Genomic DNA, 14,247 nt, shown 5'->3' with positions numbered 1-14,247 from the left:
GTTACTCGACGACGGTGATCCGGTCCGCCGTCGGGGGCGCCAGCGGGGCGTCCGCCGTGGAGTTGGCGGTCAGGTAGTCCGCGAGCACGGCCATGTCGTCCTGTCCGACCAGCGGGTTGCCGCCCTCGGCCAGGGTGGCGAAACCGTCGCCGCCGCCGGCCAGGAACGAGTTGACCGCGACCCGGTAGGTCGCCGCCGGGTCCAACGGCGCACCGTTGATCGTCACCGAGTCGGCAACGATCCGATCCGCGCCCGAGGCGGTCAGATCCAGGGTGTAGGCGAAACCTTCCGAGGGCTGCAGGATCTTGGGCACCTCCGCGTTGGCGCCGGTCACCTGCTCCACCAGCACGGCCAGCAGCTGCTCCCCGGAGAGATCGAGCAGATTCACCGTGTTGGAGAACGGCTGCACCGTGAAGCCCTCGCCATAGGTGACCACCCCGTCGCCCTCGTCCCCCGAGGCCGCGTAGGTCAGATCGGCGCGCACCCCGCCCGGGTTCATCAGGGCCAGATCGGCGGACTCGTCCAGCGTCAGGGCGTGCGCCAGCTGGGCGTCGGCGATCAGGTCACCGGCCGGGAACTCCGGCGTGCCGGCGCCGCGTCCCGGGATGTCCCCGGCGATCCAGCCGATCGGGGCGTTGGCCACCGGGTCCGCCAACTCGCGCCAGTAGTCCAGCAGTTCGGTCAACTCCTCGACCGGCTCCCGGTCCCGGTCCACCACCACGTTGGTGCCCGTCACCGAGGTGCGCACGATGTCCCTGGCCCGGCGGTCGTAGGACATCGAAAGCTCGGTGAACAGCCGCCCGTTGGACGACGCCGACGTCACCAGCCGGTCGTCGCCGTTCGGATCGGGCACGGTGCACACATACGGCTGGTGGGTATGGCCGGTGACCAGCGCGTCGACGCCCGCATCCGTCCGCTGGGCGATGTCCACGATCGGCCCGGAGAGGCCGCCGCCGTCCGCGTCGCAGTCGTGGTTGTACGCCGCCGACGCCGGATAGCCGCCCTCGTGGACCAGCGCGATCACCGCGTTCACCCCACGGCGCCGCAGCTCCTCGGTATAGCGGTTGATGGTGTCGGCCTCGTCCAGGAACTCAAGTCCCTCGATGCCCTCCTGGGTGACGATATCGGCCGTCCCCTCCAGGGTGACGCCGATAAAGCCGACCTTGACGCCGCGCACGTTCTGCACCGTGTAGGGCGCCAGAATCGGCTCGCCTGTGTCCTCGTCGACCACGTTGGCCGCCAGATAGGGGAAGTCGGAACCCTCGAACTCCCGGCCCTCCGCGTAGCAGCCGTCCACCGGATGGCAGCCGCCGTCCTGGAGCCTGATCAACTCGGCATAGCCCTCGTCGAACTCGTGGTTGCCCACGCCGGCGACGTCCAGGCCCAGCTCGTTCAGCGCCTCGATGGTGGGTTCGTCATGGAAGAGACCCGACAACAGCGGGGTGGCGCCCACCAGATCGCCGGCCGCCACCGTCACCGAATGCCGCTCGCCGGCCCTGGCGTCGGCCAGCGCGCCGGCCAGGTACTCGACGCCGCCGGCCGGGATGGTCTCCGTGGTGCCGTCCTCGTGCTCGTGCACCACCTCACCGTCCGAACCGCCGGGCGGCTCCAACGCGCCATGCAGATCGTTGATCGCCAACACCTGGAGATCGACGGTCCGGCCGTGGCCGTGGCCGCCACCGTGTCCATGGCCATTGCCGTGGCCACTGCCATGGCCGTGGCCGTGTCCCTGGCCCTGGGGTGCTCCGGCGTCGGCCGAGGGGGCCAGCGCCAGCGCCCCAACGGCCGCCATCGCGACCGCGCCTGCGGCCATTCTGAATCTGCGTAGCTGCTTCACGAACGGGGTCCCTCTCGGCGATGGGGGGCGGGATTCAGCCGCACCCTAACGGCTACGCGCGTAGCACCACAGGGTCCCGCATGTAACAACGAAGTGAAAGGAAAACCGCGTCCGGGGGCATAGGGTCGAGAGCATGACTGAGGTCGAGGTGCTGGACGAGGTGTCCGGAGACGAACTGGCCCTGGTGGAAGGGCTGATCGAGGCGGCGGCCCGGGTGGACGGCCAGCCGGCCGTCTCCGAGCAGGGCCGGCTGCTGCTGCGCGGCGGCTCCCGCGAGGGCGTCCGCCATCTGCTGCTCCGCAGGGGCGGCGAACTGCTCGGCTACGCACAACTGGACGGCACCGACCCGGTGGAACCGCCGTCCAGCGAGCTGGTGGTGCACCCGGACCACCGGGGCCACCGCCATGGAATGCTGCTCGGCCAGGCGCTGTTGACCGAATCCGGACAGCGGCTGCGCCTCTGGGCGCATGGCGCGCATCCGCCCGCGCGGCGGCTCGCGCGCCGGCTCGGGCTGGCCGAGTTCCGCGAACTCCGCCAGCTGCGGCGCCCGTTGACCGACCTGGTCCTGCCGGACCCGACCCCGGCACCGGGGATCACCGTCCGCGCGTTCGTCCCTGGCCGGGACGAAGCGGCCTGGCTGCGCCTCAACGCGGCCGCGTTCGCCCACCACCCCGAACAGGGCTCGCTCACCCGGCGCGACCTCGAAGCGCGCATGGCCGAACCGTGGTTCGACCCCGCCGGGTTCTTCCTGGCGGAACGGGACGGCGAACTGCTCGGCTTCCACTGGACCAAGGTGCACGCCGCGGAGGGCCTGGGCGAGGTCTATGTGCTCGGCGTCGCCCCCGACGCCCAGGGCCTGGGCCTCGGCCGCGCCCTCACCACGATCGGCCTTCGCCACCTCGCGGACGACCGCGGCCTCGCCACCGCGATGCTCTATGTCGACGCCGACAACACGGCGGCCGTCCGGGTCTACGAATCCCTGGGCTTCACGACCTATGAGACGGACGTGATGTACCGCACCGAGACGTAGCCGGGGGCCCGGCTGCCCTCAACCACGGTCTGCGGCTGGCGCCGCCAGCCGGCCGGGGCTCCCGGCCCGGCGGCCGGGGTCGCCCTGGCGGGGCTTTTGGTTTGGTGGGTGGGGTTGTTACCTGCGGGGGTTCCCGGCTTGGCGGTCGGTGTTGCGACCCGCTGGGGTTCCCGGTCTGGCGGCCGGGGTCGCCCTGGCGGGGCTTTTGGTTTGGCGGGTGGGGTTGCCTTGCCCTGGCGGGGCTTCTGGCGTGGTGGCCGGGGCCGCCACTCGCCGGGGTTTTCGGTTTGGTGGGTGGGGTTGTTACCTGCGGGGGTTCCCGGCTTGGCGGTCGGTGTTGCGACTCGCTGGGGTTCCCGGTCTGGCGGCCGGGGTTGCCTTGTCCTGGCGGGGCTTCTGGTGTGGTGGCCGGGGCCGTCACCCGCCGGGGTTTTCGGTTTGGCGGGTGGGGGTGTGACCTGGCGGGGTTTTCGGTTTGGTGGCCGGGGCCGTCACCTGGCGGGGCCCCGGCCTGGTGGCCGGGGCCCCAACCCGCCGGGGTTCCCGGTCTGGCGGCCGGGGTTGCCTTGTCCTGGTGGGGCTTCTGGTGTGGTGGCCGGGGCCGTCACCCGCCGGGGTTTTCGGTTTGGTGGGTGGGGTTGTTACCTGCGGGGGTTCCCGGCTTGGCGGCCGGTGTTGCGACTCGCTGGGGTTTCCGGTCTGGTGGCCGGGGCCGCCACCCGCCGGAGTTCCCGGTCTGGCGGCCGGTGTTGCCCTGCCCTGCCGGGGTTCCCGGTTCGGCGGCCGACGCCGCCACCCGCCGGGGCTTTCGGTCTGGCGGCCGACGCCGCCACCCGCTGGGGTTCCCGGGCTGGCGGCCGGTGTTGCGACCCGCTGGGGCTCCCGGCCTGGTGGCCGGGGCCCCAACTCGCCGGGGCTTTCGGTCCGGCGGGTGGGGTTGTCACCTGCGGGGGCTCCCGGCCTGGCGGCCGACGTCGTCACCCGCCGGGGTTTCCGGTCTGGTGGCCGGGGCCGTCACCCGCCGGGGTTTTCGGGCTGGCGGCCCCGGGGGGGGCCTCGCCCTGGTGGGGTGCTGTGGCTCGGTTTGGGCCGGGGCTCGTCTGTTGTGGTGGTCGTTGTGCGTTCCGGGGTGGTGGTCGGGGGCGCGTGCCCGGCGGGGGCGGAGTGGCGCCGAACCGTCGACCGAGGGCGGGTTCGGCCTCGTGCCCCCGGTGTCCCGCTGCTCCACGCCGCCGATGCGGCCCACGCCGTCGATGACGGGCTGGCGGCTCCCAGGTCCGGCCGCCGGGTACGCCGGTACCGGGCCGGAGTCGCACGATGTCCGTCTGTACGGAGGGCAGTTGACGGTGCGCTGCCTCCCCGGTGTGGAAGTTCGTGACCGGCGCTGTCGCCGGGCCGGTACGGCTAGCCGGCGGTCAGCCAGTCGCTGATGCGGGACATGGCGCGGGGGCCGTAGTCCGCGCCGACGTCGCGGGCGAGGTCGGCGATGGTGACGGCGCGCAGCGCGCCGCGCCAGGCCGCGTCGGCCGTGTGCATCGCGCGACTGATCGCGCAGGGCGCCGTGCAGGACGCGGCCGGGGTGGCCAGCGGCCCCCGCTGACGGATCTCGGTGCAGACGAAGGCCGGCGCCGGGCCGTCCACCGCCTCGACCACGTCGAGCACCGTGATCGCGGCCGGTTCGCGGGTGAGCGTGTAGCCGCCGGCCTTGCCCTGCACGGAACGCACCAGCCCGGCGCGGGAGAGCGCCTGGAGCTGTTTGGCGAGATAGCTGGGCGAGACGTCGTGCAGCTCGGCGAGCCGGGTCGCCGGGACCGGCTCCTCGACCGAGGTGAGGACGACGCAGCAGTGCAACGCCCACTCGACCCCGCCGGACATCTTCACCCGGTCACTCTAACCAGGCGGTTGACCACCGGGCGGCGTACTCGGACAGCGGATATCCGAGTATCATCTCGGATGAAACGTGTCCGAGTTAACGGGCGCGGTGCCGTCGTTGCGGCATATTGCCTCATAACGGCACATTCCAACGAAGGGCATGGCATGAAGATCGCAGTCATCGGCGGTACCGGTCTGATCGGGTCGCAGGTCGTCGAGATCCTGAACGGCGCCGGGCACGAGGCGGTGCCGCACTCGCCGTCCACCGGCCTCGATGTCATCAGCGGCCAGGGCGTCGACGAGGCCGTCGCCGGCGCCGAGGTCGTCGTCAACCTGACGAACTCGCCGACCTTCGACGCGGCCTCCGCGGCGTTCTTCCGGACCTCGATGGAGCAGCTGCTGGACGCGGCGCGGAAGGCCGGCGTCGGGCACTTCGTCATCCTCTCCATCGTCGGCGTCGACCAGGTGCCGGAGCTGGACTACTACCGGGCCAAGACGTTCCAGGAGGAGGCTCTTGAGGCCGGGGGGATCCCCTACTCGATCGTCCGGGCGACGCAGTTCATGGAGTTCATCGACTCCGTCCTGTCCTGGACCGCCGACGACGACACCGTCCGGCTGCCCGCCACGCCGATCCAGCCGATCGCCGCCCGGGACGTGGCCGAGGCCGTGGCGGATGTCGCCGCCGGCGCCCCGCTGAACGGGGTGCGGCATGTCGCGGGCCCCGAGGTGTTCGCGCTGGACGAGCTGGGCCGGATCACCCTGGCGCACGCGTCCGACGACCGCACCGTCGTCACCGATCCCGAGGCCGGGATGTTCGGCGCCGTCCGGGGCGATGTCCTCACCAACACCAACGCCCAACTGGCGCCCACCCGTTACGCCGACTGGCTGGCGAGCCGGGGCTGATCCGTCGCGCGGTTCCGGTGCCTCGTGGGTGGGGCGTTCGGGCGTCGCGGGGTACTGTCCGAGACATGAGTGGTGGTGACCGGCGCGAGCGGTACCTCTCGGAGGAGGAACGGCTGCGCCTCGCGCGTGCCGTGCTGAGAAACGGGTGGTCGATGCGGCGTGCGGCGGCCGAGTACGGCGTCTCGCCGCGCACCGTCAAGCGGTGGGCCGATCACTACCGTGAGGATTCGCGTGTCACGCGCACCTCCACTCGTCACTCACGCGTTGTGTCCCGTTCGCCCGGATGGCGGGAGAATGGTGGCATGAGCCCAGCGCGTAACGGTCAGTCGGCCCGAGTGGACACCGAGGAACGAGCCCCCGCCCCCGATCCGATCGGCTCGTTGGGCGATCGCGTGCGGGGCGACGCCGCGTTGGGCGACGGGCAGATGGGGGACCGGGCGATGTTGGCGGCGCTCGACGCCGAGATCGTCCCGGGGCGCGGCGCCGGCGCTGAGGGCGGCGTCGAGGCCGCAGTCGAGGCCGCCGTCGGGGACACCAGCTTCCCGCCCCTCCCCGAGGACCGGTTCCTCGACCGGGAGCGCAGCTGGCTGGCGTTCAACGAGCGGGTGCTTGAGCTGGCCGAGGACCCGGCCACCCCGCTGCTCGAACGGGCCAACTTCCTGAGCATCTTCGCCAGCAACCTGGACGAGTTCTTCATGGTGCGGGTCGCCGGGCTCAAGCGGCGGATCGCCACCGGCGTCGCCACCCGTTCGCTGACCGGCCGCCCGCCGGGCGAGGTGCTGGAGGACATCTGGTCCGTCGCCAGGGAACAGCTCGCCCGGCAGGCCACCTGCTACCAGCGGGAGGTCAACCCGCTGCTGGCCGAGCAGGGCATCCATCTGCTGCGCTGGCCCGACCTCGCCGAACACGAACAGACCACGCTGTTCTCGCTGTTCCGCAAGCGGATATTCCCCGTGCTCACCCCGCTGGCCGTCGACCCGGCGCACCCGTTCCCCTATATATCCGGGCTCTCCCTCAACCTCGCGGTGGTCGTCCGCAACCCGGCCACCGGCCACCGGCACTTCGCCCGGGTGAAGGTGCCGCCGCTGCTGTCCCGCTTCCTCGAGGTCTCCCCCCGACGCTTTGTGCCCGTCGAGGATGTGATCGCGGCCCACCTGGAGGAGTTGTTTCCGGGCATGGTGGTCCTCGCGCACCATGTCTTCCGGGTCACCCGCAACGAGGACCTGGAGGTGGAGGAAGACGATACGGAGAACCTGCTCCAGGCCCTGGAGAAGGAGCTGCTGCGTCGCCGCTTCGGGCCGCCGGTGCGGCTTGAGGTGGAGGAGTCCATCGACTCCGAGGTGCTCGACCTCCTGGTCCGCGAGCTGAAGATCCGCCGCGAGGAGGTCATCGCCGTCCCCGGCCCGCTCGATCTGACCGGGCTGCACTCCATAGCCGGGATCGACCGCCCCGAGCTGAAGTACCCCAAGTTCGTCGCCGGCACCCACCGGGACCTGGCCGAGGTCGAGTCCGCGTCCGCGCCCGACATCTTCGCCGCGCTGCGCACCCGCGACGTGCTGCTGCACCACCCGTACGACTCGTTCTCCACCTCCGTGCAGGCGTTCCTCGAACAGGCCGCGGCCGATCCGGACGTGCTGGCGATCAAGCAGACGCTGTACCGGACGTCGGGCGACTCGCCCATCGTCGACGCGCTGATCGACGCGGCCGAGTCCGGCAAGCAGGTGCTGGTCCTGGTCGAGATCAAGGCCCGTTTCGACGAGCACGCCAACATCAAGTGGGCGCGCAAGCTGGAGGAGTCCGGCTGCCATGTGGTGTACGGGCTGGTCGGCCTCAAGACGCACTGCAAGCTGTCCCTGGTCGTCCGCCAGGAGGGCGAGGAGCTGCGCCGCTACGCGCATGTCGGCACCGGCAACTACCACCCCAAGACGGCGAGGGTCTACGAGGACCTGGGCCTGCTCACCGCCGATCCGGATGTCGGCGCCGATCTCTCCGACCTCTTCAACCGGCTCTCCGGCTACTCCCGCAGGGAGCACTACCGCCGGCTGCTGGTCGCGCCGCGCTCGCTCCGCGAGGGGCTGGTCTCCCGGATCGGCCGCGAGATGGAGAACCACAGGTCCGGCCGCCCGGCGTGGGTGCGGTTCAAGTCCAACTCGATCGTGGACGAGGCGGTGATCGACGCCCTCTACCGCGCCTCCCAGGCCGGCGTCCCCGTCGACGTCTGGGTGCGCGGCATCTGCGCGCTCCGGCCCGGCGTGCCGGGCCTCTCCGAGAACATCAGGGTGCGCAGCGTGCTGGGCCGCTTCCTGGAACACTCCCGGGTCTACGCGTTCGGCGCCGGCGGCGAGGGCGAGGTGTGGCTCGGCAGCGCCGACCTGATGCACCGCAATCTCGACCGCAGGATCGAGGTGCTGGTCCGGGTCACCGATCCGGCCCACCGCTCCACCCTGACGCGGCTGCTGGCCGCCGGCACCTCCGACGCCACCGAGTCCTGGCATCTCGACTCGGCGGGCGACTGGCAGCGGCACGCCACCGACGCGGACGGGCAGCCGCTGCGCCGCGTTCAGGAAATGCTCATCGAGGCACGGAGGAAGCGGCGTGGCGCATCGAGTTGACGGGGCCCCCGGGGGCGCGACGGGGGTGTCGGACGCGGTGGTGATCGCGGCCGCCGGGTGCGTCCTGTGGCGCGAGGGCCCGGCGGGCGACGTCGAGGTCGCGCTGATACACCGGCCGAAGTACGACGACTGGTCCCACCCCAAGGGCAAGCTCGACGCCGGCGAGAGCGCGGCGACCGCGGCCCGCCGCGAGGTGCTGGAGGAGACGGGGATGCGCTGCGAGCTGGGCGCCCCGCTGGCCACCCAGCGCTATGTGGTGCCCCAGGGGTTCAAACAGGTCAGCTACTGGCTGGCGCGGGCGACGGGCGGAACGTTCGCCCCCAACGACGAGGTGGACGTGCTCCGTTGGCTGCCCGCCCCCGAGGCCGCCACCCATCTCACCCACCCCCAGGACCGCGCCCTTCTCCACCAGGCCATGGCCCTGCTGCGCGGGGCCTGACCGCAGCCGGCGCGGCTCAGAGACGGGGCGCGAGGGCGGACCAGGGGACGGTGACCTCGCCCTGCCGCCAGCGGTGCGCGGTGTCGGCGACGGGCCAGTCGGTGGCGAGGGCGCGGACGGCGTGCAGCCAGCGTTGCCGCGCGCCCAACGGCGCGTACGGCGCGGCCGCCGCCCACGCGCGGTCGAAATCGCGCAGGAACGCGTGCACCCGCTGGCCGGGAACGTTGTGGTGGATCAGCGCCTTGGGCAGACGTTCGGCCAGGTCGGACGGGGTGCCAAGGGAGCCGAGCCGGGCGGCGAAGGTGACCGTGCGGGGGCCCTCGGGCCCCAGCGCCACCCACACCTGGCGGCGGCCGATCTCGTCACAGGTGCCCTCGACCAGCAGCCCGCCGGGCGCCAGCCGGCCGCAGAGCCGCGCCCAGGCGGCGGGCACCCGTTCCTCGTCGTACTGACGGAGCACGTTGGCCGCGCGGATCAGCAGCGGACGTTCCCCGCCGGGCAGCGGCAGCTCGAAGCCGCCCCTGACGAAGTCGAGACCCGGCCGGACCCACGGTTCGGCGGCCGTCACCCGCCGCTGGTCGATCTCCACGCCGATCACCCGGACGTCGGGTCTGACCCGGCGCAGCCTGTGCAGCAGTTCGACGGCCGTCCAGGGCGCGGCGCCATAGCCCAGGTCGACGGCGAGCGGACCCGGCGCCCGGGGGGCTCGCCGCAGCGTCGGGCCGTGGACGGCGGTGATCCAGCGGTCCATCCGCCGGAGCCGGTTGGGGTTGGTGGTCCCCCTGGTCACAAACCCCTCCGCCATGCGCCGGAGCGTACCGCCTCCGGCGGTGGGCGCCCGGCCCCGGGACCGTCAGGGCGAACCGGGCGCGGGCCGACGTCGGGGTGGGGGAACGGGCTGGGGAACAGGGCGGGGGGTCGGGTGGTTGTAACCGCGGGAGTCTGCCCCGCTTGTCGTTGAGGAGACGTTGTGTCGCACATCCGCCGGGTAGCGATGCTCAGTGTGCACACCTCGCCGTTGCACCAGCCGGGTACCGGCGACGCGGGCGGGATGAACGTGTACATCGTGGAGCTGGCGAAGCAGCTGGCCACGCTGGGTACCGAGGTGGAGATCTTCACCCGGGCCACCACCGGCGGTCTCGAACCGTGTGTGGAGCTGGCCCCGGGCGTCTGGGTGCGGCATGTCGACGCGGGGCCCTACGAGGGGCTGAGCAAGGAGGAACTGCCCGCGCAGCTCTGCGCGTTCACGCACGGCGTGACCCAGGTCTGGGCCGCCAAGGACCCGCGCTACTTCGACGTGGTCCACTCGCACTACTGGCTGTCCGGGCATGTCGGCTGGTTGGCGGCCGAGCGGTGGGGGGTGCCGCTGGTGCACGCGATGCACACCATGGCGCGGGTGAAGAACGCCGCGCTGGCCACCGGCGACTCGCCCGAGCCGGTCGCCAGGGAGATCGGCGAGGAGCAGATCGTGCGGGCCGCCGACTGGCTGATCGCCAACACCGAGGCGGAGGCCGACGAGCTGGTGTGTCACTACGACGCCGATCCCCGGCGGACCGCCGTGGCGCACCCGGGCGTCAACCTGGACGTGTTCCGGCGCGGCGACGGCCGGGCGGCCGCGCGTCGGCGCCTTGGGCTGCCGGAGGAGGCCGTGGTGCTGCTCTTCGCCGGCCGGATCCAGCCGCTGAAGGGCCCCGACATCCTGCTCCAGGCGGTCCGCGAACTGCTGGACGCCGACCCGTCGTTGCGCGGCCGACTGGTGGTTCCCGTGGTCGGCGGGCCCAGCGGTTCCGGGCTGGCCAGGCCGGAGCGGATGCAGAAGCTCGCGGCCCGGCTCGGCATCGCCGATCTGGTGCGGTTCCGGCCGCCGGTGGCACAGGAGCGGCTGGCCGACTGGTACCGGGCGGCGAGCGCACTGGTGATGCCCTCCTACAGCGAATCGTTCGGCCTGGTCGCCGTGGAGGCCCAGGCGTGCGGCACGCCGGTGGTCGCGGCCGCGGTCGGCGGGCTGCCGCTGGTGGTCAGGGACGGGGAGACGGGATTCCTGATCGACGGGCACGATCCGGCCGAGTACGCGGTCGCGCTGCGCAGGTTCTGCGACCAGCCCGCGCTCACCGAGACGCTCGGCGCGGCGGCGGAGCGGCACGCCGAACGGTTCGGCTGGGCGGCGACGGCGCGCAGCACGTCGGAGGTGTACGAACGGGCCGTCGACGAGCGCCGCTTCGCCCGCTCCGGCCTACGATCGGCCCATGGCTGACACCGCTGACTCCGTCCGGCAGGCTCCCGACGTCACCCAGGTCGTCGAGGCGGCGCTGCGCGATTCCGGCGCCGAATGGGAGTCGCCCGGCCCTGGTCGCTATGTGGTGTCGCTGCCGGGGACGCGGAAGCTCTCCACCACCTGCTCCCTGGTGGTCGGGCGGCACGCGCTGTCCGTCAACGCGTTTGTCATCCGCCGCCCGGACGAGAACCACGCCGGGGTGCACCGCTGGCTGTTGGAGCGGAACACCCGGCTCTACGGGGTGGCCTATGCCGTCGACGGCCACGGGGACGTCTATCTCACCGGCCGGCTGCCGCTGGCGGTGATCACCGCCGAGGAGATCGACCGGCTGCTCGGGGTGGTGCTGGAGAACGCGGACGGCCCGTTCAACACGCTGCTCGAACTGGGCTTCGCCTCCGCCATCAGGCGCGAGTACGAATGGCGGGTGTCCAGGGGCGAGTCGACCCGCAACCTCGACGCGTTCAGCCGGCTCACCCGCCCGTCCTCGGACGCCCCCCCGGCGGACGACGGGCCCTGAGCGGGTCACCGCCGGCGCGGAAGTCGCTGTTCCGCCCAGATCACCTTGCCGCCCCTGGCCTGCCGGGTGCCCCAGCGGATGGCGTACTGGGAGACGACGAAGAGGCCCCGGCCGAACTCGTCCGTCTGGGAGGCGTTCCGCATATGCGGCGAGGTGCCGCTGTTGTCGGAGACCTCGCAGATCAACGAGCGGTCCCGCAGCAGCCGCACCCGGATCGGCGCCGAACCGTGCCGGATGGCGTTGGTGACCAGTTCGGTGACGATCAGCTCCGTGACATGGGACGACTCGGCGAGACCCCAGGCCGCCATGGTCTCCCTGGTGCGCGCGCGGGCCGCCGGCACCGAGGCGTAGGAGTGCGGCACCTCCCAGTCGACGACCTGGTCGGGGGCCAGCCGCGCGGTGCGGGCGATCAGCAGCGCGACATCGTCCGTCGGGCGTTCCGGCAGCATCGTGGCGAGCACCGCGTCACACGCCTCGCCCGGGTCGGTCGGCGCCTCGGCCATGGCGTCGGCGAGCAGCGCGAGGCCGTCGTCGATGTCCCGGTCACGTGACTCCACCAGACCGTCGGTGTAGAGCGCCAGCCGGCTGCCCTCCGCCAGCCACAGGGTGGCCGTCTCGAACGGCATCACGCTCACCCCGAGCGGCGGATGCGCCGGCAGGTCGGGGAACTCCGTCGAACCGTCCGGGCGGACCACCACCGGCGGCAGATGTCCGGCCCGGCCCATCACACAGCGACCGTCGACCGGATCGTAGATAGCGATCAGACAGGTCGCGCCGGTGATCGGCCCGGTGACGCCGAGGCCGCCGCTCTCGTCGCGGTCGATCCGCTCCGCCAACTCGTCGAGCCGGCCCAGCAGATCCTCCGCCAGCAGATCGAGCGCGGCGAAGTTGTGGACGGCGGTGCGCAGCAGGCCCATGGTGACGGCGGCGTGCAGGCCATGTCCCACCACATCGCCGACCACCAGCGCCACCCGGGCCCCGGAGAGCGGGATCACGTCGAAGAAGTCCCCGCCGACGCCCGCCTGCGCCGGCAGATAGCGGTAGTCGGCGCGCACCGCCGACTGCTCGGGCACCGCCGTCGGCAGCAGGCTGCGCTGCAACGCCTCCGTCATATCGTGCTCGCGGGTGTAGCGGCGCGCGTTGTCGACGGAGACGGCGGTGCGCGCGGCCAGCTCCTCGGCCAGCGAGAGATCGTCCATGTCGAACGGCTCGGCCCGGCCCCGGCCGCGCCAGAACTGGGCGATGCCCGCCACCACGCCCCTGGCCAGCAGCGGCGCCGACACCAGGGAGTGCAGCCCCTGGTCGAGCACCGCCCGACCGTGCTCCTCGTCGTCCCCGCGCCACCAGCCGCTCCCGTCCAGCTCGGCCGTCAACACGGCCCGGCCGGAGAGGAGTTCATGCCGCTCCGGGCTGTCGGGCTCCAGCCGGAACGTGGTGCCGACGGGGTGCAGCGGCTGCCCGTCGGCGGCACCGCCGATCGCGGCGCGCCGCAGCCGGCCCTCGGAACCGCGCGCCTCCTCGCCCTTGAGCACCGCGTGCGACAGATCGACGGTGACCAGATCGGCGAACCCCGGCACCGCGACCTGCGCCAGCTCCTCGGCGGTGCGGCGTACGTCCAGCGTGGTGCCGATCGCGACGCTCGCCCGGTAGAGCAGCGAGAGCCGCCGCTGGGCCGCCTCGGCCTGACCGCTGAGCGCGCGCATCTCGGTGGTGTCCCGCAGCGTGGTGACGGTCCCCGGCCGGTCGCCGCCCTCGTCGATCAGCCGGTGGTTGACGGTGATCAGACGGTCGGCCCACAGGTGCACCTCGTCGGTCACCTCCCGGTCCGACGCCAGCAGCGCCACCGTACGGCGGTCAAGACCCAGCTCCTCGACCGGCCGCCCTGCGGCGTCGGCCGGCAGGTCGAGCAGCCGCTCCGCCTCCTCGTTGACCAGGATCAGCCGGCGGTGTTCGTCCAGGATCAGCACGCCCTCGCGGACCGCGTGCAGCACCGCGTCATGATGTTCGTACATGCGGGTGATCTCGGCCGGGCCGAGGCCCCGGGTCTGGCGCAGCAGCCGCCGGCTGACCAGCGCGGTGCCGCCGGTCACCAGCACCACCGCTCCTGCCGCCGCGCCGACCACGATGGGCAGTTCGTCCGAGAGCAGCAGGTTGATGGTCCGCACGGTGACGCCGGCGCAGACCATCCCGACGATCTCGCCGTCGTCGTCCCTGACCGGGACGGTCGCCTGGTGCAGCGGCCCCAGGGTGCCCTCCACGGACTCGGTGACGACCTCGCCCTCGCGCACCGGATCGAGCGTTCCGATGAACTCCTTACCGATCCTGTCCGTTTTTGGATGGGTGTAGCGGATGCCCTTCAGGTTCAGCACCACGATGAAGTCCAGATCGGCGGCCTTTCTGGCCGCTTCGGTATGCGGCTGCAGTTCGGCGGTGGGGTCGTCGGAGTCGAGCGCCGCGACGAGCCCGGGACCGTTGGCGAACGCCTCGGCGGCGGCGACGCTGCGGTCGAAGGCGCCGTCCGTCTTCTCCCGGCGGGACTGGAACATCAGCGTGGTCACCGCGGTGGCCGCCAACAGCAACACGATGGCCAGCTGGATCATGAACATCTGGCCGACCACACTGCGTCCGCTCAGCACCGAACCCGACAGCCGATCGCGCAGCCGGCGGGGCAGCCTGGGGCGGAAGGAGTGAAATGCGCGCATTGCTTTACTTTGCACCACGGTGAGTTCGGGGGCCGAACATCCCGCCCGACGGCCTCGTCT

General features: G+C 72.3%; 10 protein-coding genes and 1 pseudogene. 7 read left to right on the top strand and 4 right to left on the bottom strand.

Annotated features, from left to right (window positions below; translation table 11 throughout):
* Position 1: 1 nt before the first annotated feature.
* A complete protein-coding gene (locus AOM46_RS09570) occupies positions 2-1,813 on the bottom strand; it encodes a bifunctional UDP-sugar hydrolase/5'-nucleotidase (RefSeq protein ID WP_062208101.1) in 1,812 nt (603 codons plus the stop codon).
* Between the two features lie 157 nt (positions 1,814-1,970).
* On the opposite strand from AOM46_RS09570, the gene mshD reads away from it, so the two are divergent.
* Positions 1,971-2,867 (top strand): mycothiol synthase, encoded by an 897-nt coding sequence (gene mshD, locus AOM46_RS09565; RefSeq protein ID WP_062208098.1) that lies wholly within the window; start codon positions 1,971-1,973, stop codon positions 2,865-2,867.
* 1,404 nt (positions 2,868-4,271) lie between these two features.
* Here mshD and AOM46_RS09560 read toward each other — a convergent pair.
* A complete protein-coding gene (locus AOM46_RS09560) occupies positions 4,272-4,742 on the bottom strand; it encodes an Rrf2 family transcriptional regulator (RefSeq protein WP_062208095.1) in 471 nt (156 codons plus the stop codon).
* Positions 4,743-4,904: 162 nt separating this feature from the next.
* Here AOM46_RS09560 and AOM46_RS09555 point away from each other — a divergent pair, with 162 nt between their 5' ends.
* From AOM46_RS09555 to AOM46_RS09545, 4 genes and pseudogenes are all read left to right on the top strand, one after another.
* On the top strand, positions 4,905-5,642 hold the full coding sequence (locus tag AOM46_RS09555) for an SDR family oxidoreductase (protein WP_062208093.1): 738 nt from the start codon (positions 4,905-4,907) through the stop codon (positions 5,640-5,642).
* Positions 5,643-5,707: 65 nt separating this feature from the next.
* Positions 5,708-5,854 (top strand): annotated as a pseudogene (locus tag AOM46_RS36025) (helix-turn-helix domain-containing protein); the annotation flags it as partial.
* A gap of 90 nt (positions 5,855-5,944) precedes the next feature.
* Positions 5,945-8,254 carry an RNA degradosome polyphosphate kinase gene (locus AOM46_RS09550; RefSeq protein WP_234313694.1) on the top strand — a complete coding sequence of 770 codons (2,310 nt, stop codon included), beginning with the start codon at positions 5,945-5,947 and terminating at the stop codon, positions 8,252-8,254.
* Positions 8,238-8,693, top strand: coding sequence for an NUDIX hydrolase (locus AOM46_RS09545; RefSeq protein WP_234313693.1), 456 nt, complete (start codon positions 8,238-8,240; stop codon positions 8,691-8,693). The genes AOM46_RS09550 and AOM46_RS09545 overlap by 17 nt, the downstream gene beginning before the upstream one ends.
* A 16-nt stretch (positions 8,694-8,709) precedes the next feature.
* Here AOM46_RS09545 and AOM46_RS09540 read toward each other — a convergent pair whose 3' ends face one another.
* The gene (locus AOM46_RS09540) at positions 8,710-9,498 is read right to left on the bottom strand and encodes a class I SAM-dependent methyltransferase (RefSeq protein WP_062208086.1); all 789 of its coding nucleotides are present in this window, start codon (positions 9,496-9,498) and stop codon (positions 8,710-8,712) included.
* Positions 9,499-9,687: 189 nt separating this feature from the next.
* Here AOM46_RS09540 and mshA point away from each other — a divergent pair, with 189 nt between their 5' ends.
* Both mshA and AOM46_RS09530 read left to right on the top strand, forming a co-directional pair.
* Positions 9,688-10,947, top strand: a complete 1,260-nt coding sequence (mshA, locus tag AOM46_RS09535; protein WP_062208082.1) for a D-inositol-3-phosphate glycosyltransferase — start codon at positions 9,688-9,690, stop codon at positions 10,945-10,947.
* Positions 10,940-11,485: a YbjN domain-containing protein gene (locus AOM46_RS09530; RefSeq protein ID WP_062208079.1), complete on the top strand. Its 546-nt coding sequence runs from the start codon at positions 10,940-10,942 to the stop codon at positions 11,483-11,485. The genes mshA and AOM46_RS09530 overlap by 8 nt, the downstream gene beginning before the upstream one ends.
* A gap of 5 nt (positions 11,486-11,490) precedes the next feature.
* Here the strand turns inward: AOM46_RS09530 and AOM46_RS09525 are convergent, their stop codons facing one another.
* A complete protein-coding gene (locus AOM46_RS09525) occupies positions 11,491-14,187 on the bottom strand; it encodes a SpoIIE family protein phosphatase (RefSeq protein WP_234313692.1) in 2,697 nt (898 codons plus the stop codon).
* Positions 14,188-14,247: the final 60 nt, after the last annotated feature.

Source organism: Streptomyces sp. NBRC 109706 (assembly GCF_000974485.1).
GTDB lineage: Bacteria > Actinomycetota > Actinomycetes > Streptomycetales > Streptomycetaceae > Streptomyces.
This window is presented reverse-complemented; position numbering and strand designations above follow the sequence as displayed.

Coding starts and splice junctions, on each gene's coding strand:
- AOM46_RS09570 (WP_062208101.1), bottom strand. CDS start 1,813: ATGGCCGCAGGCGCGGTCGCGATGGCGGCCGTTGGGGCGCTGGCGCTG.
- AOM46_RS09555 (WP_062208093.1), top strand. CDS start 4,905: ATGAAGATCGCAGTCATCGGCGGTACCGGTCTGATCGGGTCGCAGGTC.
- AOM46_RS09525 (WP_234313692.1), bottom strand. CDS start 14,187: ATGCGCGCATTTCACTCCTTCCGCCCCAGGCTGCCCCGCCGGCTGCGC.
- AOM46_RS09530 (WP_062208079.1), top strand. CDS start 10,940: ATGGCTGACACCGCTGACTCCGTCCGGCAGGCTCCCGACGTCACCCAG.
- AOM46_RS09550 (WP_234313694.1), top strand. CDS start 5,945: ATGAGCCCAGCGCGTAACGGTCAGTCGGCCCGAGTGGACACCGAGGAA.
- AOM46_RS09540 (WP_062208086.1), bottom strand. CDS start 9,498: ATGGCGGAGGGGTTTGTGACCAGGGGGACCACCAACCCCAACCGGCTC.
- mshA (WP_062208082.1), top strand. CDS start 9,688: ATGCTCAGTGTGCACACCTCGCCGTTGCACCAGCCGGGTACCGGCGAC.
- mshD (WP_062208098.1), top strand. CDS start 1,971: ATGACTGAGGTCGAGGTGCTGGACGAGGTGTCCGGAGACGAACTGGCC.
- AOM46_RS09560 (WP_062208095.1), bottom strand. CDS start 4,742: ATGTCCGGCGGGGTCGAGTGGGCGTTGCACTGCTGCGTCGTCCTCACC.